An 18,147-nucleotide genomic window follows, 5' to 3' on the forward strand; every position below is an offset into this window, starting at 1 on the left:
TGGGCGGCACGATCGTCGGAACGGTGATGGTCGAGGGAACCGTCGGAATAGGCACGGTTACCGCGCTGGTCGTGGTCGTCGTGGTGGTTTGCTTCGACGTCCCGTTGCCCCCGCATGCGGTCGTCATGGTGCCGATCGCGATCGCGGTGACAGTTCCGGCCGCCGCGTACAGCAGGCGCCGGCATCGCCGTTGGCTCGCTGGTCTCACGCTCGATGTCATGGTTGGGTGCTCTACCCAGTCGGTACTAGCGGCAAACCGAACCGCCGCTAGCCCGCCGACCGGTCGAGCAGCTCCGTCGAGCCGAGCACCCGTTCCACCCGCACCTCGATGACGACCCGGCGCGGGTTTTCCCGCGGGGTGCGGTAACGCTGCGCATACCGCAGCTCGGCGTCGCGCACGGCGTCGGCCTCGGTGTTGACGGTGGCCTTGCCCTCCAGCGACAGCCACCGGGCGCCGTCGACCTGGCTCAGCACCGCGATGCCGCGGTCCTTGGCGTTCACCGCCTTCTGCGAGCCGTCGGTCGTGATGACGCGCGCGATGTGGGTCTTGGGATCGAACGTGAAGCCAACGGCGACGACATGCGGCGATTTGTCGTCGCGCAGCGTGGTGAGCATTGCGAGATGGCGCTCCGTCAGGAACGCCAGCGCCTCGTTGGTCAGTCGGGTGGTCGATGTGTTCGCCACGCTGCCAAACCTAGCGCAGGCGATAGTCTCCAGGCGTGGGTGACACGGGCCGCGAAGTGATCGTCGTTTTCGGCGGTCACAGTGAGATTGGCGGCGAGCTCGCGATTCGGCTGGCCCGCGGTGCGACCGTGGTGTTGGCCGCTCGTTCGCCCGAGCGCCTGAACGGCCAGCAAGCCGCGCTCCGCGCGGCCGGGGCCGACGGCGTCTACGTCAAGGAGTTCGACGCCGACGACCTGTCCTCGCACGGTCCGCTGATCGACTTGATCTGCACCGAGCACGGCCCGATCGGCACCGCGGTGCTGGCGTTCGGGATCCTCGGGGACCAGGGCCGCGCGGAAGCCGACCCGGCGCACGCCGTCGCGATCGTGCACACCGACTACGTCGCGCAAGTCAGCCTGCTCACCCACCTCGCGAGCCGGATGCGCGCGACCGGCCGTGGCCGGCTGGTGGTGTTCTCGTCGGTGGCCGGGGTGCGGGTGCGCCGCGCGAACTACGTCTACGGTTCCGCGAAGGCCGGCCTGGACGGCTTCGCCAGCGGGCTTGCCGACGCGCTGCACGACAGCGGCATTCAGGTGCTCATCGTGCGGCCCGGATTTGTGATCGGCCGGATGACGCACGGCATGAAGCCGGCGCCGTTCTCCAGCACTCCACCGCAGGTCGCCGCCGCCGCGGCGCGCGCGCTGGCGAATGGCCGCAACACGGTGTGGGTGCCGTGGGTGTTGCGGCCGGTGTTCTTCGGGATGCGGCTGCTACCGCAACCGGTATGGCGAAGGTTGCCGCGGTGATCGTGGTGGTGGGCATCGGCGCCGACGGCATGAACGGGCTGTCGGCGTGCGCCCGTGCCGAACTGCAGCGCGCAACCGTGGTCTACGGGGCGCGGCGCCAGCTCGATCTGCTCGACGAGACCGTGCCGGGCGCGCGCCGCCAGTGGCCGTCGCCGATGCTGGCTGAGCTGGCGGGCCTGCTCGACGACGCGACCGCCGACGTGCACGTGCTGGCCAGTGGCGATCCGCTGCTGCACGGCATCGGAGCCACGCTGATACGGATGTTCGGCTGCGACCGGGTGCGCGTGCTGCCCCACGTGTCGAGCGTGACGCTGGCATGCGCGCGGCTGGGCTGGACGGTTCAGGACACCGAGGTGATCAGCCTGGTCTCGGCCGAACCGCATACGGCGGTGCGCCGCGGCGGGCGAGCCGTGGTGTTGTCGCGGGACGCGGCCACGCCGGCCGCGCTTGCCCGGCTGCTCACCGAGCACGGCCGCGGCGACTCGGGGTTCAGCGTGCTCGAGCGGCTCGGCGGCGACGCCGAACGCCGCCGCGACGCGACCGCCGGCGATTGGGCCGCCGACCCGCCGGCCGACGTCGACGACCTGAACGTGGTCGCGGTCGAGTATCTGCCGGATGACCGGGTTTCTCCGCTGCCCGACGACGCGTTCGCGCACGACGGACAGATCACCAAGCACACGATCCGCGCCGTGACGCTTGCCGCGCTCGCGCCGCGGCCCGGCGAGCGGCTTTGGGATGTCGGCGCCGGCTCGGGAAGCATCACCGTCGAGTGGGTGCTGCGCTGGCCCGGCTGCACCGCGGTGGCGTTCGAGCGCGACGAACAGCGCCGCGCCCGAATCGCCCACAACGCCGCCGCGTTCGGGGCCAACATCGACGTACGCGGGCCGGCCCCCGACGCGTTCGACGGCGCGACCGACCCCGCCGCGATCTTCGTCGGCGGCGGCCTCACCGAGCCCGGCTTGCTTGACGCGTGCTTCGACCGGTTGGGCATCGGCGGCCGGCTGGTCGCCAACGCCGTCACCGCCGAGTCGGAAGCCGTTGTGGCCCAGTGGCATGCACGCCTCGGCGGCGAGCTGCGGCGATATCAGCACTACCACGGTGAGCCGCTGGGCAAATTCACCGGCTGGCGGCCCGCGCTTCCGGTCACGCAGTGGGCGGTCACCAAGCGATGACGGTCTACTTCATCGGCGCCGGACCCGGCGCGGCCGACCTGATCACCGTGCGCGGGCAGCGGCTGCTGAGCAGATGTCAAGTGTGCCTGTATGCCGGGTCGATCATGCCCGACGATCTGCTTGCGCTGTGCCCGCCGCACGCGCGGATCGTCGACACCGGACCGCTGACCCTCGACCAGATCGTGGCCGAGCTTGCCCTCGCCGAGACCGGCGGGTTCGACGTCGCGAGGCTGCATTCCGGGGATCCATCGCTGTACAGCGCCGTGGCCGAGCAGTGCCGGCGGCTCGACGCGCTTGGCATCGGCTACGAAATCGTGCCAGGCGTACCGGCTTTCGCAGCCGCGGCGGCGGCACTGGGACGTGAGCTGACGATTCCCGGCGTTGCGCAGACGGTGACGTTGACCCGGGTCGCGACGCTTTCCACGGCGATGCCGCGGGGGGAGGACCTGAAGTCGTTGTCGGGGATCGGTGCGACGCTGGTGTTGCATCTGGCCGCCGCGCAAATCGACGCGATCGTGCCGGAGTTGCTGGCGGGCGGTTATCGACCGCAAACGCCTTGTGCGGTTGTCGCTTTCGCGAGCTGGCCGCGGCAGACCGTGCTGCGCGGGACGCTGGGCGACATCGCCGAGCAGATGCACGCCGCCGGTATCACCCGGACCGCGGTGATCGTCGTCGGCGAGGTGCTGGCGGCCGACGGGTTCACCGACAGCTACCTCTACTCGCCGGACCGTCGACGCAGCGGTCGCCACTGATGCGGCTGCTGCTGCTCGGCGGGACATCGGAGGCGCGCGAGCTGGCCGCGCGGCTTCATCCCGATGTCGAGGTGATCAGCTCGCTTGCCGGTCGGGTGCCGCACCCGGCCCTGCCGGTCGGCGCGGTGCGCATAGGCGGCTTCGGCGGTGGCGAGGAGATGCGGCGCTGGATCGTCGACGAAGGCATCGACGCCGTCGTCGACGCCACCCATCCGTTCGCGGCGTCGATAACCGCACGCACCACGCGGGTGTGCGGCGAGCTGGGTCTGCCGCATCTGGTGCTCGCTCGACCGGCGTGGGACCCGGGCGACGCCATCCGGGTGTCGTCCAACGCAGAGGCCGCGGAAGCCGTTGAGCGGCAAGGTTATTCGCGGGTGTTCGTGACGACCGGGCGATCCGGCGTTGCGGCGTTCGCGCAGAGCGACGGGTGGTTTCTGATCCGGGCGGTCACCGAGCCCGAACCGGCAAGCATGCCGCGTCGACGCCTGGTGGTGCTGTCCCGCGGGCCATATCGCTACGACGACGAGCTCGCCCTGATGCGCGGGCACCGCATCGACGCGCTGGTCACTAAGAACAGCGGCGGTGAGATGACCCGGCCGAAACTGGACGCCGCCGCGGCGCTCGGCGTGCCGGTAGTGATGGTTTCCCGCCCGCCGCTACCGGCCGGCGTGACGAGTGTCGGCACCGCCGCCGAGGCCGCCCGGTGGGTCGCCGAAATCGGTTCGCGGCGGGTCACCGGGCCAAACTAAATAAACTGCACGTTTAGTTTGCTTATCTCTACCAACCGGCCCCGGGACGCGTTAATTCCATCTAACAGGGGGAGCTACGCCGCAGCGGCGCGGCCGGCAAGGCTAGCCCGGATAGCGCCGCGGGGTGAACACGCGGTCGCCCGCGTCATCGGTGTACCACTGGGTTTGCGACGAGCCGATGATGAGCAGGCAGCGCATGTCGACCGTCGACGCGTCGAGGTCGGCCAGCCGCACCACCCGGACGTCCTCCTCGGGGCCCGACACGTCGCGGCCGATCACCACCGGCGTGCCGGGATCGCGATGGGCCAACAGCAGCTCACGCATCGCCCCCACCTGCCAGGTGCGGGCCTTGGACGCCGGGTTGTAGATCGCCAGCACCATGTCGGCCATCGCCGCCACGGTCAGCCGGGCGGCGATCACGTCCCAGGGCTTGAGCCGGTCCGACAACGAGATCACCGCGTAGTCGTGGCCCAGCGGCGCGCCGACCCGGCTGGCCACGGCCTGCGCGGCCGTCATCGCCGGGATGACCCGCACCGGCAAGCCCGGCCACTGCTTGGCCTCTTCGAGCACCGCGGTCGCCATCGCGAACACGCCGGGGTCCCCGGACGAGACGACCGCCACCGCGCGGCCCTGCTCGGCCAGTGTGCAGGCCAGCCGGGCGCGGGCGGGTTCGTCGCGGTTCTCGCCGGGATGACGGCGCTGCCCGTCGCGTGCCGGAATGCGGTCCAGGTAGGGGCCGTAGCCGATCAGGTCGCTGGCGGCGGCCAGCTCCCGGCGGCTCTGCGGCGTCATCAACTCCACGTCGCCCGGGCCCAGCCCAACCACCGCGACGCTGCCGGTGTCGGCGACACGCTGTCGACTGCCGGCGACCATGACCAGCGAGAAGTATGGCACCGAGGCGCCGTGGACGTCCGCGGCGGCCAGCACCCGCTCGGTATCGGTGCTGGCCCGCTCCACATACAGCGCCTCGTCGAGCCGTCCGGATAGCGAAAGCGCTTCGCGCACAGCAGGATAGGACCGGCCAAGTTTCAAAATAACCGCCGCGTCGGCGTCGGCCAGCCGGCGGGCAAGCTCGTCGACCGGCAGGGTACCCGGCAGCACCGTGAGCACTTCGTCGCCATGCACAAGCGGAGTCGCCGTGGCCGCCGAGGCGGCGCTGACCGATGTCACACCCGGCACAATCACCGCGTCGAACCGCTTCGTCAGCCGCGTGTGCATGTGCATGTAGGAGCTGTAGAACAGCGGATCACCCTCGGCGAGCAGCGCTACGCTGCGGCCGGCCTCCAGATGGGCGGCGATGCGCTCGGCGCAGTCGCGGTAGAAGTCCTCGATCGCGGCGTCGTAGCCGCCGGGGTGGTCGGTGATCTCGGTCGTGACCGGGTACACCAGGTGCTCCTCGATGACGTCCGCCCGCAGGTAGGGCGCGGCGATGCCGCGGGCGATGCTGCGGCCATGCCGGGCGCTGTGATAGGCCACCACGTCGGCCTCGCCGATGACCCGGGCGGCCTTGACCGTCACCAGCTCCGGATCGCCGGGCCCGAGCCCGACGCCCCACAGCGTGCCCCGGCTCATTCGCGGTGGCTCGCCATCGCGTTCACGGCCGCGGCCGCCATCGCGCTGCCGCCGCGGCGACCACGCACGACGAGAAACGACATGTCGCGCGGGTGGTCGATGAGTTCCTGCTTGGCCTGCGCGGAGCCGACGAAGCCCACCGGCCCGCCCAGCACGGCGGCGGGCGTCGGCGCGCCCTCGTCAAGCAGTTCCAGCAGCCGAAACAACGCGGTCGGGGCGTTGCCGATGGCCAGCACGGCGCCGCCGAGCCGGTCGGCCCACAGCTGGACCGCCGCGGCCGAGCGGGTGGTGCCGAGACGAGCGGCCACGTCGACGGCCCGCGGCTCGGCGACCAGCGAGACCACCTGATTGTCGGCGGGCAGCCGGGACCTTGTGATGCCGGCGGCGACCATCGAGGAGTCGCACAGCACCGGCGCGCCGGCGTCCAACGCGGCCCTGGTCTTGACGACGACGTCGTCGCTGTAGGCGATGTGCTCGGCGACGTCGACCTGCCCGCAGGTGTGGATCAGCCTGACCACCACGCGCGCGACGTCGGGCGGGAACCGCGACAGGTCCGCCTCCGCGCGGATCGCCGCGAACGACTGCCGATAGATCTCGGCGGCGTCGCGGATGTAGTCGAGCACCCGCTCACCCTACGGGTGCGACCTCAGCGTCCGGTATCCCTCACCGCTGGCCACCAGCACCTCTCCGATCGGCGGGCTGCCGCATGCGCGTTCGCAGCCGACGAAGTGCCGGTGCGGTCCGGCGACACCCAGCCACGCCACCGCATCGGCGCGCACGTCTGCGGCAGCATGCGCACAGCCCGGGCTGCCGGTGCACGCGCTGACATTGAGCCACCGAGACTTCTCGTCGAAGATCAGTCCGAGCGGCGCGAGCACCCGCAATGCGACGTCCGCGACGCCCTCCTCGAGGTCGAAAACCAGCACGGAGCGCCACGGCGTGAGCACCATCGGCGCCCCGAGCGCGGCCAGGTATCGGGCGGTGTCGGCGTGCAGCACCCCCAGCGGCACCGCCGCGCCCAACGCGATGCGACCGTCATTCTGTTCGATCCAACCGACCGGCGGCCGAGCCGATGCCGGCCAGCTGCCGCCCGCCGGGGCGACCGGCGTCAGGTCGGCCAGCAGCGGCCGGGTGTCGATGAGTTCGGCTACCCGCCAAGCGTTTTCGCGGAGTTCGGCGAACCGTGCCGCGACACCGATCAGCGTCGGCACGATGTCACCCATGGGCAGCCGGACACCGGTGTCGCGCCCGGCCAGCAGCAGGGCCACCGAGTCGCCGAGCACATGCACGGCGACGTCGGCGCCGAGGCCTGAGATGTCGCCGCGGCCGTCGTCGATCCCGAACCAGAACCGTGCCGGTAGCCCCGCGCATGCCGGCGATGCCTGAAGCGCGGCGTCCACCGCGCGCACCGACTCTCGCACGTCGGCGTGCTCGCCGACCCGGCCCGACATCGGCGACGCGACGATATTGCGCACCCGCTCGTGGGTGGCCGACGGCAACAGGCCGGCCGCGGCGACGGCGTCGGCGACGGCCGCGGTGTCGGTGATGCCGCGAATCTGGATGTTGCCACGCGACGTCAGCTCCATGGCCGGGGAGCCGAACCTCGTCGCCGCGGATGCCAGCGCTTCGAGTTGCGCGGCGCCGATCATCCCGCCGGGCACCCGAACCCGCGCCAGCGCGCCGTCGGCGGCGTGGTGCACCTGCAGCGCGCCCGGGCAAGCGTCCTGGTCACGGGTTCGAAGCACCGAACAAGCGTACGGGTAATCGCGCACACAGGTAGTTGGCTACTCATGTGCAGCGGCGTTCGCCGACCCTACAGTCCACCCATCGGCTGGTCGTGTCCGGTCAGCCGGTCACCTGAGGAGACGACCCGAATGCCGAAGGAGATGACCCAAATGTCCGTAGTCCCAGAGCTGCCTGCCGTCGAGGTCCCGACAGACGACCCCGACCCTGAACAAGATGTGATCGCGTCGCCGGCCGCACCGACGCAGTCGCCGACGCCCGTACTGATCACCGAGCAAGAGGTCATGTTGGGCTCGGCGGTGGCCGTGCCGTTGCCGCGACCGAGGCCGCTGTGGCGGTTCGCGGAGGCGGTGCGCGGACTGTTCGTGACATCGACCGTCGAGGCACGCCCCAAGCGACGGCATTACCCGCCACGTCGCGACGGCTTCCTCGAGCAGGCCGCCATGTCGCGGGAGATGCACAGGTTGTGACAGGCGGTTGACCTGGCAATTCACGACTCGGGTAAGGCATCCGAACAAGACGGGTAGTCGACTACTCGTGCTTGGCGGTGCCAGCGGGTCATACGTTGCAATCCATCGACACCGGTTCATCCCGGTGATAACGCCCAAACCAAGGAGACGACCCGAAATGTCGCTGATACCAGAGACATCGCCAGCGGGGCTGGACGACGAAAAAGAACCTGCCGTCTTCGACGAACCGAATGCGGCTGTCGCGCCGGCGACACCTCTCACGAGGGGTGAGGTGTCGCCGGCGGGCGACGTAGAGGCATCGCCGGCGGGCGACACGGAGGCATCGCCGGCGCCCGTTCTGATCCCGGAGAACGTAGTGGTGTTCAGCACCGCGGCGGCCGTGCCCGTACCGCGCATTCATTGGTGGATGCGCGTCCGTGCCGCGCTGGCCGGTGTATTCGCGGGCTCGAATGAGAACCCGAAGCCGAGGCGACCGCATTATCCGAAGCGCAGCAGCTACCTCGAGGCCAGCTGCATGTCACGGGCAATGGACAGGCTATGAGCGGACTGCTGGCCGTGGTGACGGGGGCCGTGCTCGCGCTGATCGCGGTCGGTGTCTACAACCTGCAGACCTGGCTCGAGCGTTGGGACCACCAGCGGCATCTCGAGGACTAGCTGCGGTACGAATGGTAGGTGCCCCCGCCGACCGTTCTGCTGCTGTCGACGTCCGACACCGACTTGATCACCGCCCGCTCCAGCGGCGCGAACTATCGGTGGGCCAACCCGGCGCGTCTGACAACCGCTGAGCTGCCCGGCCTGCTGAGCGGTGCCGACATCGCGGTCGTGCGCATCCTCGGCGGGTATCGCGCCTGGCAGGAGGGCATCGACACGGTCACCGGCAGCGGCGTCGCGACCGTCGTGGTCAGCGGCGAACAGGCCGCCGACGCCGAGTTGATGAGCCACTCGACGGTCCCGGCCGGCAGCGCGCTGCAAACGCATCTTTATCTGGCGCACGGCGGTGTCGAGAACCTTCGGCAGCTCTACGCCTTCCTGTGCGACACCCTGCTGATGACGGGCTTCGGGTTCGCCCCGCCGGTCGCCACACCGAGCTGGGGCGTGCTTGACCGCCCCGAAACCGAGAACGACGGCCCCACCATCGCGGTGCTGTACTACCGCGCGCAGCAGCTCGCCGGCAACACCGCGTATGTCGAGGCGCTTTGTCGCGCAATCGAAAACAAGGGCGGCCGGGCCCTGCCGGTGTACTGTGCGTCGCTGCGTACGGCCGAACCCGCGCTGCTGCAGCTGCTTTCGAGTGCAGACGCGATGGTTGTCACCGTGCTGGCGGCCGGTGGCGTTACACCCGCGACCGCAGGGGCGGGCGGCGACGACGACGCGTGGAACGTTGAACACCTTGCCGCACTGGATGTTCCGATACTGCAGGGTCTGTGCCTGACCGGTTCGCGTGCGGAATGGGAGCACAACGACAACGGGCTCGGCCCGCTGGACGTCGCTACGCAGATCGCGATTCCCGAGTTCGACGGCCGCATCATCACCGTGCCGTTCTCGTTCAAGGAGATCGACGACTTGGGCCTGGTTTCGTATGTACCCGACGCCGAGCGCTGTGAGCGGGTGGCCGGCATCGCCGTCAGATACGCGCGGTTGCGCGCCGTTCCGTCGGCCGACAAGCGCGTCGCGGTGGTGTTCTCGGCCTATCCGACGAAGCACGCCCGGGTCGGTAACGCCGTCGGGCTGGACACCCCGGCCAGCGCGATCACCCTGCTGCGCGCGATGCGTGCCGCCGGTTACCGGATCACCGAGGTGCCCGGGCTGGATGCCGGCGACGGCGACGCGCTGATCCACGCGCTGATCGAACACGGCGGCCAGGACCCGGACTGGCTGACCTCCGCACACCTCGTCGGCAATCCAATGCGATTGCCCGCCAAGGAATATCGCGAATGGTTCGCGACCCTGCCGGATGAGCTGGCCGGACGCATTGAGCAGCACTGGGGTCCGCCGCCCGGCGAGCTGTTCGTCGACCGAAGCCGAGATCCCGACGGGGAGATCGTGATTGCCGCGCTGCGGGCCGGCAACGTGGTGCTGTTGGTGCAGCCGCCGCGCGGGTTCGGCGATAACCCGGTGGCGATCTACCACGACCCCGACCTACCGCCGAGCCACCACTACCTGGCTACCTATCACTGGCTTCACGCCGTCTTCAACGCCGACGCGGTGGTCCATTTGGGCAAACACGGCAACCTCGAGTGGCTGCCCGGCAAGACGTCGGGGATGTCGGCGGCGTGCGGGCCCGACGCGGCGCTGCGGGACCTGCCGCTGATCTACCCGTTCCTGGTCAACGACCCCGGCGAGGGCACCCAAGCCAAACGCCGCGCACACGCAACGCTCGTGGACCACCTGATTCCGCCGATGGCCCGCGCCGAAACCTACGGCGACCTTGCCCGACTCGAGCAGCTGCTCGACGAGCACGCCTCGATCGCCGCGCTGGACCCGGTGAAGCTGCCCGCGGTCCGACAGCAGATCTGGACGCTGATCCGGGCCGCGAAGATGGACCATGATCTCGGGCTGGACGAACGACCGGCCGACGACACATTCGACGAGGTGCTGCTGCACGTCGACGGCTGGCTGTGCGAAATCAAGGACGTCCAGATCCGCGACGGCCTGCACGTGCTCGGCCGCGCCCCGCAGGGGGAGCAGCAACTCGATCTGGTGCTGGCGATCCTGCGGGCACGTCAGCTGTGGGCGGGACAACAGGCCGTTCCCGGTCTGCGAGAGGCCCTTGGCCTGGCCGAGGACGGCTCCGACGATCGCAGCGCCGTCGATGCCGTCGACGCCGAAGCACGCAAACTCCTTGCGGCGCTGCAAGAAAGGATGTGGAATCCGGCCGTCGCGGACGAACTCACGGCCGACGCCGAGGTTGCCACGATCCTGCGGTTCGCGGCGACCGAAGTGGTGCCGCGCCTGGCCGGTACGACCGCCGAGATCGCTCAGGTGCTGCGCGCGCTGGACGGCAGGTTCATCGCCGCCGGGCCGTCCGGCTCGCCGCTGCGCGGACTGGTCAACGTGCTGCCGACCGGGCGCAACTTCTATGCCGTCGACCCGAGGGCGGTGCCGTCGCGGCTGGCCTGGGAGACCGGGGTGGCGATGGCCGATTCGCTGCTGGCTCGCTATCGCCACGACCACGGGCAGTGGCCGGAATCGGTCGGACTGTCGGTGTGGGGGACCTCCGCGATGCGCACCGCCGGCGACGACATCGCCGAAGTGCTTGCGCTGCTCGGCGTTCGGCCGGTGTGGGACGACGCGTCACGGCGAGTCGCCAGCCTCGAACCCGTCGGGGCGGATGAGCTCGGCAGGCCGCGCATCGACGTGACGGTGCGGATCTCGGGCTTCTTCCGCGACGCGTTTCCGCACGCGGTCGCGATGCTCGACGACGCCGTGCGGCTGGTCGCCGGACTCGATGAACCCGCCGACGTGAACTTCGTCCGCGCACACGCCCAGGCCGACCTCGTCGAACACGGCGACGAAAGACGCGCCACCACAAGAATTTTCGGCTCCAAGCCGGGCACGTATGGTGCCGGGCTGCTGCAGCTGATCGACAGCCGCAACTGGCGCGACGACGCCGATCTGGCCCGGGTCTACGCCGCATGGGGCGGCTTCGCGTACGGTCGAGATCTCGACGGCCGGGCCGCCAGCGACGACATGAACCGCCAATATCGACGGATCGCGGTGGCCGCCAAGAACGTCGACACCCGCGAGCACGACATCGCCGACTCCGACGATTACTTCCAATACCACGGCGGCATGGTGGCGACCGTGCGAGCGCTGACCGGGCGTGACCCGGCCGCCTATATCGGCGACACCACCCGTCCCGACGCGGTGCGCACACGCGGCCTGTCGGAGGAAACCACCCGGGTGTTTCGGGCCCGCGTGGTCAATCCGCGCTGGATGGCCGCGATGCGCCGGCACGGCTACAAGGGCGCCTTCGAGATGGCCGCCACCGTCGACTATCTGTTCGGCTACGACGCCACCGCGGGCGTGATGGCCGACTGGATGTACGAACAGCTCACCGAGCGGTACCTGTTCGACGACGCGAACCGCAAGTTCATGACCGAGTCCAATCCGTGGGCGCTGCACGGGATGGTCGAGCGGCTGCTGGAGGCCATCGGCCGCGGGATGTGGGCCGACCCGCAGGCCGAAACGGTGACCGGGCTGCGCCGGGCGCTGCTGGAAGCCGAGGGCCATCTGGAAGGCTAGATTATCGGCGTGACTGCCACCTTCGCCGACGTAGCGAATGCCAGGTTCATTCTGCTGACCACCTTCACCAAGGACGGCCGGCCCAAGCCGACGCCGATCTGGGCGGCGCCCGATGGCGACCGGCTGCTGGTCATCACCGAGGCCGACTCGTGGAAGGTCAAGCGGATCCGCAAAACGCCGCGTGTCACGCTCGCGGCGTGCGACGCCCGCGGCAAGCCGAAGAGCGAAGCGGTCGACGCCACCGCGACCATTCTCGACACGTCCGAGAACGACAACGTCTACCGCGCGATCGGCAAGCGCTACGGGGTCGTCGGCAAGGTGTTCAACTTGTTCAGCAAGCTGCGCGGGGGCGCGACGAAAAACATCGGCCTCGAATTGAAGGCGGCGTGAGCATGGCCGCATCCTTGGCCGACGGGCCAAGTCGTAACGCCGCGCGGAACCCAGGCGCCCGCCGGCTCGTTGCCATCACATGGTGGTGCGGCTGTTCCTCATTTACGCCGTGATTGAGTTGGCGGTCGTCCTCGCGTTGGCGTCGACGATCGGGTTCGGCTGGACCGTCCTGCTACTGCTCGGCACGTTCGTGCTGGGTGTGGCGTTGGCCGGCCCGCAGATCCGGCGTCACGTGCGCCGGCTGCGGGCAGGGTTCGACAAACCGGAACGCGCGATCACCGACAGCGTGCTGGTCGCGCTCGGCACCGTCCTCGTCGTCGTCCCGGGGTTGGCCTCTACCGTGCTGGGAATGCTGCTGCTGCTGCCGACCCGCGCCGTCGCCCGGCCGGTGTTCACCGTGCTGGCCGCCCGACGTGCACCGTTCCTCACCGTCGCGACCGCGGGTGCCGGCCGCTACGCCGCCGCGCGCCGCGACTACATCGACGGCGAGGTGATCGACGTCGCCGACGTGCCGCCAACCACCGAGCCGCCGCGGCTTCCACGTCATCCTGACTGATCGCGTTGACGACGCTGCTGCTCAACGGCCGGGTGCACAGCCCCGCCAACCCCGACGCCACCGCGATGGCCGTCCGCGACGGCGTCATCGCGTGGCTGGGCAGCGACGACATCGGGCGATCCCAGTTCCCCGACGCCGAGATCGTCGACCTCGACGGCGCGTTTGTCGCGCCCGGCTTCGTCGACACCCACGTTCACGTCACCGCGACCGGCCTGCTGCTGTCCGGCCTCGATCTGCGGCCGGCGACCTCCCTGCAGCATTGCCTGCGGCTGATCGGCGACTACGCGCGCGGGCAGCGCGACGGCCCCATCTGGGGCCACGGCTGGGATGAGTCCGGCTGGCCCGAGCCGACACCTCCCACCACAGCCGACGTCGACGCCGTAGTCGGCGACCGGCCCGCCTACCTGGCCCGGGTGGACGTTCACTCCGCGGCGGCATCCACCGCGCTTCGCGCCGGTGTCCCCGAATTGCCGAACGCGACCGGCCACAGCGGACAGCGGCCGCTCACCGCCGACGCCCACCACATGGTGCGCGGCGTCGCCCTCGACCTGCTTACCCACCGACAGCGCGCGCGGGCGCAGACGGCGGCCTTGGATGCGGCCGCGGCGATGGGCATCGTCGCCGTGCACGAGTGCGCCGGCCCGAACATCGGCGGACTCGACGACTGGCGTGAGCTGCGCAACAACGATCACGGCGTCGAAATCGTCGGCTACTGGGGTGAGGCGGTGGCCGGCGCCGCGCATGCGCGCGAACTGGTCGCCGAGACCGGGGCGCACGGCCTGGCCGGCGATCTGTTCGTCGACGGCGCGCTCGGTTCGCACACCGCGTGGCTGCGCGAACCGTACGCCGACGCGCCGGACACATGCGGCAACTCGTACCTCGATCCCGACGCCATCACCGCGCACGTCGACGCGTGCACCGAAGCCGGGGTTGCGGCCGGGTTCCATGTAATCGGCGACGCGGCGGTCAGCGCCGCAGTCGACGCGTTCGCCCGCGTTGTCGACCGGCGCGGCGTGGCCTCGGTGGCGCGCTGCGGACACCGGCTGGAGCACCTGGAGATGGTGAGTCCCGGCCAGGCCGCACGGCTGGGTGCCTGGGGCGTGATCGCAAGCGTGCAACCGAATTTCGACGCGTCATGGGGCGGTGAGACCGGCATGTACGCCCGGCGGCTCGGGGCCGAACGGGCCAGGCGGCTCAACCCGCTGGCGCTGTTAGCATCCGAAGGCGTGCCCCTCGCCTTCGGTTCCGACAGCCCCGTGACGGGCATGAATCCCTGGGAGACGGTGCGGGCGGCGGCAACCCACCGCACCGAAGGAAGCGCGGTGTCGGTCCGGGCGGCGTTCGCCGCCGCGACGCGCGGGGCGTGGCGCGCGGGCGGCACGCGTGACGGCGTGACCGGGACGCTGGTGCCCGGAGCGCCCGCGTCCTACGCCGTGTGGGATGCAGCCGGATTGGAGGTCGGCGCCCCTCGCGATGCCGTGCAGCGGTGGTCGACCGATCCGCGATCACGGGTACCCGCGCTGCCTCGGCTCGGACCCGGCGACCCGCTGCCGCGCTGCCTGCGAACGGTGCACCGCGGCAAGGTCGTTCATGGCTGAGCTGGACGAGACCCGGCGGGTCGGCCGCCACGCCAGGCACAGCGATCAGCGCGAAGAACGGCACGGGCGCCACTTCACCAGTCACGAGACGGCCGCCGAATCCGCCGCCACCGGCGACGACACCCAGGCGATACCTGTGCAGGCCAACGAGGAGGACGGTCCCAAACCCGCGGCGGGCCCAACGATTCCCCCGTGGGTCCGTCGCGCGGGCGCGGTGGCTGCCGCAGCACTGACGCCTCGGCTGGCGAGGCTTTCGGTCACCATCGCCGCGGGTTTGTTGTTGTGCACCAGCTTCCCGCCGTTCGGCTGGTGGTACGCCGCGATCGTCGCGTTCGCGCTTTTCGCCTGGGTTCTGACCCGCGAGGCCACCAAGCTGGTGGGCGGCTTCGGTTACGGCTTTCTGTTCGGGCTGGTGTTCTACATCCCGCTGCTGCCGTGGATCAGCGGGCTGGTCGGCATAATCCCGTGGCTGGTGCTGTCGGTGGTCTGCGCGGTGTTTCCCGGCCTGTTCGGCGTCGTCGCCGTGGCTGTGCGGCCACTGCCCGGCTGGCCGTTGTGGTTCGCCGGCCTGTGGGTGGCCCAAGAATGGCTCAAGTGCACGTTGCCATTCGGTGGATTCCCGTGGGGCGTCGCCGGTTTCGGGCAAACCGACGGCCCGCTGGTGGCGATCGCCCGGATCGGCGGTGTCGCGCTGCTGTCGTTCGCCGTCGTGCTCACCGGGTTCAGCATCACCGCGATCGCGGTCGAGGTGCACCGATGGTGGCGGCGCGACGACACCGAGGATCGCGCGGACTCCGAAGCGCCGGAAGTAGTGGTGCCCGGCATCTGCATCTGCCTGGTGTTGTTCGGCACGGCGGCGATCTGGCCGAGCGTCCGGCATTCCGGCGCCGGGGCGGGCAATGACCCGACCGTGACGGTGGCCGCGGTGCAGGGCAACGTGCCTCGACTGGGCCTGGACTTCAACGCCCAGCGCCGCGCCGTGTTGGACAACCATGTGCACGAGACCATCGAACTCGCCCACGAGGTTCGTGCGGGGCACGCCATGCAGCCGCAGTTCGTGATCTGGCCGGAAAACTCGTCTGACATCGATCCGCTGGCCAACGACGACGCGGCCCGGCAGATCAAGGTCGCGGCGCAGGCGATCGGCGCGCCGATTCTCGTCGGCGGGGTGCTGTCGCGTCCCGAGGCGACGCCCGACAACCCGGTGTCGACGAACACGGTGATCGTCTGGGACCCGGTCAGCGGCCCCGGTGAACGACACGACAAGCAGATCGTGCAGCCATTCGGCGAGTACCTGCCGTGGCGCGGATTCTTCCGGCATCTGTCCCGGTACGCCGACCTGGCAGGTTACTTCGTCCCGGGCCGCGGCACCGGCGTTGTGCACGCCGCCGGAGTGCCGGTCGGCGTCACCACCTGTTGGGAGGTCATCTTCGACCGGGCCGCCCGGAAATCGGTGCTCAACGGCGCTCAGCTGCTGGCCGTGCCGGCCAACAATGCCACGTTCAACGAGTCGATGAGCGAGCAGCAGCTGGCCTTCGGCAGGGAACGCGCCGTCGAACACGATCGCTACGTAGTCGTCGCCGGCACCACAGGTATCAGCGCGGTGATCGCACCCGATGGCCGTGAACTCGCTCGCACCAGCTTCTTCGAGCCTGCCTACCTGGACAAACAGATCCGACTGAAGACCGATCTGACCCCCGCCACCCGCTGGGGCCCGATCGTGCAGGCGGTGCTGATCGCCATCGGCGGCGCGGCCCTGCTCGCGGCGATATTGCAGAATGGATGGTTCATGCGTCGGCTGCGGCCTGGCGACAAGAGCAAAGGAGCCACATGACCGTCCCTGGGGCAGGAGCGAAGCGACCGGGGGATAACCCAGGCCGACCCGGCGGACGGCCGAGTCAGCGCACGCTGGCCATCATTCCGACCTATAACGAGCGGGAGAACCTGCCGCTAATCGTCGAGCGGCTGCACCGTGCGCGACCGGACGTGCACATCCTCGTCGTCGACGACAGCAGCCCCGACGGCACCGGTGAGCTGGCCGACGAGTTGGCGCTGGCCGACCCCGACCGCATGCACGTCATGCACCGCAGCGCCAAGGATGGCCTCGGCGCGGCCTACCTGGCCGGTTTCGCCTGGGGCTTGAACAGGCAATACTGCGTGCTCGTCGAGATGGACGCCGACGGCAGCCACGCGCCCGAGCAGTTGTACCGGTTGCTCGACGCCGTCGACGCGGGTGCCGACCTCGCGATCGGTTCGCGCTACGTGCCCGGCGGCGAGGTGCGCAACTGGCCGTGGCGGCGGCTGGCGCTGTCGCGCACCGCGAACCTGTACTCGCGGGCGCTGCTCGGGGTGAACGTCAACGACATCACCGCCGGCTATCGCGCGTACCGCCGCGAGGTGCTGGAGAAGATCGAGCTCGAGGTGGTGGCGTCCAGGGGGTACTGCTTTCAGATCGATCTGACCTGGCGCGCGATCAACAACGGTTTCGTCGTCGTCGAGGTGCCGATCACGTTCGTGGAACGCGAGGTGGGCGTCTCGAAGATGAGCGGGTCCAACATCCGCGAAGCCGTCGTCAAGGTCGCGCAGTGGGGGATCCGCGGGCGCCTCGACCGAGCCCGTGGGGTGGTGCCGGCCGAGCGGCGCTAACTACCGCGGCGGCGCTGCTTGATGATCTCGAGGCGCTCCTTGAGCAGGTCTTCGAGTTCCTCGACGGAGCGGCGCTCCAGCAGCATGTCCCAGTGCGTGCGCGGCGGCTTGAGCTTCTTCGGCTCGGGCAGGTCGCCCTCAATCAGCACGCCCTCCATGCCGTTGCGGCACAGCCAGGTCCCCGGAATCTCCGCGTCGTCGGCGAACGGCACGTCGAACTCCTCGCCGTTCTCGGTGCGGTACCGCGCGATTTGACGCGGCGCCAGGTCGTGGTTGCGGTCGGTCTCGTAGCTCACGGCTCCGAGGCGACTGCCCCTCAAGACGCGATCAGCCATCGTCAACAACTCCTAAGTGCAATTCCGTCCAGATAAAGCAACGCAAAACAGGCGCTGGCAGTTCCCTGGAACAACGCGACGCGCATGCGATGATACCGGGCTTGGTGGCGGGTCCGGGCTAGAGTCGTCTGCCGTGGCGCGCCGCATACGACCACAGCCGTGCCGCTGGTGCGGGCGGCAAGTCGACGACGCCGGCATGGGCCGGCGCCGCCAATACTGCAGACAGTCCTGCCGGCAGCGCGCCTACGAACAACGTGCGACCGTCAAGGGCACCACACTGCCGGCCGACTCGGTGGTGTTGTCGGCCGACGCGGCCGCCGAGCTGTCAGACCGCGTCTACCAGCTCCGTTGCGCCGCCGAAGACGTTGCCACGGCCGTCGACGAGGGCGCCGACGCCGGCGAACTGCGCGACCTGTGTGACGCGCTGATGCGGGCCGCCAAGGCCGCCGA

Annotated in this window: 18 protein-coding genes and 1 pseudogene; 13 read left to right on the forward strand and 6 right to left on the reverse strand. The window is 70.0% G+C overall.

Annotated features, from left to right (window positions below):
- Together VE759_RS12165 and VE759_RS12170 are read right to left on the reverse strand one after the other, a co-directional pair.
- Positions 1-208: pseudogene (locus VE759_RS12165) on the reverse strand (hypothetical protein); the annotation flags it as partial.
- Between the two features lie 59 nt (positions 209-267).
- Positions 268-684, reverse strand: coding sequence for a F420-dependent biliverdin reductase (locus tag VE759_RS12170; RefSeq protein ID WP_414687895.1), 417 nt, complete (start codon positions 682-684; stop codon positions 268-270).
- Positions 685-719: 35 nt separating this feature from the next.
- On the opposite strand from VE759_RS12170, the gene VE759_RS12175 reads away from it, so the two are divergent.
- Genes VE759_RS12175 through VE759_RS12190 form a run of 4 tightly spaced genes read left to right on the forward strand, consistent with a single transcriptional unit; the run spans position 720 to position 4,142 of the window.
- Positions 720-1,469: an SDR family NAD(P)-dependent oxidoreductase gene (locus VE759_RS12175; RefSeq protein WP_324932341.1), complete on the forward strand. Its 750-nt coding sequence runs from the start codon at positions 720-722 to the stop codon at positions 1,467-1,469.
- On the forward strand, positions 1,466-2,641 hold the full coding sequence (cbiE, locus tag VE759_RS12180; protein WP_324932385.1) for a precorrin-6y C5,15-methyltransferase (decarboxylating) subunit CbiE: 1,176 nt from the start codon (positions 1,466-1,468) through the stop codon (positions 2,639-2,641). The genes VE759_RS12175 and cbiE overlap by 4 nt, the downstream gene beginning before the upstream one ends.
- Positions 2,638-3,393, forward strand: coding sequence for a precorrin-4 C(11)-methyltransferase (gene cobM / locus VE759_RS12185; RefSeq protein ID WP_324932344.1), 756 nt, complete (start codon positions 2,638-2,640; stop codon positions 3,391-3,393). The genes cbiE and cobM overlap by 4 nt, the downstream gene beginning before the upstream one ends.
- Positions 3,393-4,142, forward strand: coding sequence for a cobalt-precorrin-6A reductase (locus VE759_RS12190; RefSeq protein ID WP_324932347.1), 750 nt, complete (start codon positions 3,393-3,395; stop codon positions 4,140-4,142). Before cobM ends, VE759_RS12190 begins: the two co-directional genes overlap by 1 nt.
- Positions 4,143-4,244: 102 nt before the next feature.
- Here VE759_RS12190 and VE759_RS12195 read toward each other — a convergent pair whose 3' ends face one another.
- The 3 genes from VE759_RS12195 to cobG are packed head-to-tail and all read right to left on the reverse strand — an operon-like array spanning position 4,245 to position 7,459.
- Positions 4,245-5,714: a precorrin-2 C(20)-methyltransferase gene (locus VE759_RS12195; RefSeq protein ID WP_324932350.1), complete on the reverse strand. Its 1,470-nt coding sequence runs from the start codon at positions 5,712-5,714 to the stop codon at positions 4,245-4,247.
- Positions 5,711-6,337 (reverse strand): precorrin-8X methylmutase, encoded by a 627-nt coding sequence (locus VE759_RS12200; protein WP_324932353.1) that lies wholly within the window; start codon positions 6,335-6,337, stop codon positions 5,711-5,713. The genes VE759_RS12195 and VE759_RS12200 overlap by 4 nt, the downstream gene beginning before the upstream one ends.
- 9 nt (positions 6,338-6,346) lie before the next feature.
- Positions 6,347-7,459 carry a precorrin-3B synthase gene (gene cobG / locus VE759_RS12205; RefSeq protein ID WP_324932355.1) on the reverse strand — a complete coding sequence of 371 codons (1,113 nt, stop codon included), beginning with the start codon at positions 7,457-7,459 and terminating at the stop codon, positions 6,347-6,349.
- Positions 7,460-7,609: 150 nt separating this feature from the next.
- On the opposite strand from cobG, the gene VE759_RS12210 reads away from it, so the two are divergent.
- The 8 genes from VE759_RS12210 (at position 7,610) to VE759_RS12245 (ending at position 17,362) form a co-directional block, all read left to right on the forward strand.
- Entirely contained in the window at positions 7,610-7,927 is a 318-nt protein-coding gene (locus tag VE759_RS12210; protein WP_324932358.1) for a hypothetical protein, read from the forward strand.
- Positions 7,928-8,084: 157 nt separating this feature from the next.
- Positions 8,085-8,468: a hypothetical protein gene (locus VE759_RS12215; protein WP_324932361.1), complete on the forward strand. Its 384-nt coding sequence runs from the start codon at positions 8,085-8,087 to the stop codon at positions 8,466-8,468.
- A 131-nt stretch (positions 8,469-8,599) separates the two neighbouring features.
- Positions 8,600-12,172, forward strand: coding sequence for a cobaltochelatase subunit CobN (cobN, locus tag VE759_RS12220; RefSeq protein ID WP_324932363.1), 3,573 nt, complete (start codon positions 8,600-8,602; stop codon positions 12,170-12,172).
- Positions 12,173-12,181: 9 nt separating this feature from the next.
- A complete protein-coding gene (locus VE759_RS12225; protein ID WP_324932366.1) occupies positions 12,182-12,562 on the forward strand; it encodes a PPOX class F420-dependent oxidoreductase in 381 nt (126 codons plus the stop codon).
- Between the two features lie 79 nt (positions 12,563-12,641).
- Positions 12,642-13,118 (forward strand): FxsA family protein, encoded by a 477-nt coding sequence (locus tag VE759_RS12230; protein ID WP_324932369.1) that lies wholly within the window; start codon positions 12,642-12,644, stop codon positions 13,116-13,118.
- 65 nt (positions 13,119-13,183) lie between these two features.
- Entirely contained in the window at positions 13,184-14,716 is a 1,533-nt protein-coding gene (locus tag VE759_RS12235) for an amidohydrolase (protein ID WP_324932388.1), read from the forward strand.
- Positions 14,709-16,550 (forward strand): apolipoprotein N-acyltransferase, encoded by a 1,842-nt coding sequence (gene lnt, locus VE759_RS12240; protein WP_324932371.1) that lies wholly within the window; start codon positions 14,709-14,711, stop codon positions 16,548-16,550. Before VE759_RS12235 ends, lnt begins: the two co-directional genes overlap by 8 nt.
- Positions 16,547-17,362 (forward strand): polyprenol monophosphomannose synthase, encoded by an 816-nt coding sequence (locus tag VE759_RS12245; RefSeq protein ID WP_324932374.1) that lies wholly within the window; start codon positions 16,547-16,549, stop codon positions 17,360-17,362. The genes lnt and VE759_RS12245 overlap by 4 nt, the downstream gene beginning before the upstream one ends.
- Here the strand turns inward: VE759_RS12245 and VE759_RS12250 are convergent.
- Complete coding sequence (locus VE759_RS12250) at positions 17,359-17,697, reverse strand: RNA polymerase-binding protein RbpA (protein ID WP_324932377.1); 339 nt, start codon at positions 17,695-17,697, stop codon at positions 17,359-17,361. The genes VE759_RS12245 and VE759_RS12250 overlap by 4 nt on opposite strands.
- Positions 17,698-17,830: 133 nt before the next feature.
- On the opposite strand from VE759_RS12250, the gene VE759_RS12255 reads away from it, so the two are divergent.
- On the forward strand, positions 17,831-18,147 hold a 317-nt coding region (locus tag VE759_RS12255), incomplete at its 3' end, for a hypothetical protein (protein WP_324932380.1).

It is taken from the genome of Mycobacterium sp., assembly GCF_035640695.1.
Classification (GTDB): domain Bacteria; phylum Actinomycetota; class Actinomycetes; order Mycobacteriales; family Mycobacteriaceae; genus Mycobacterium.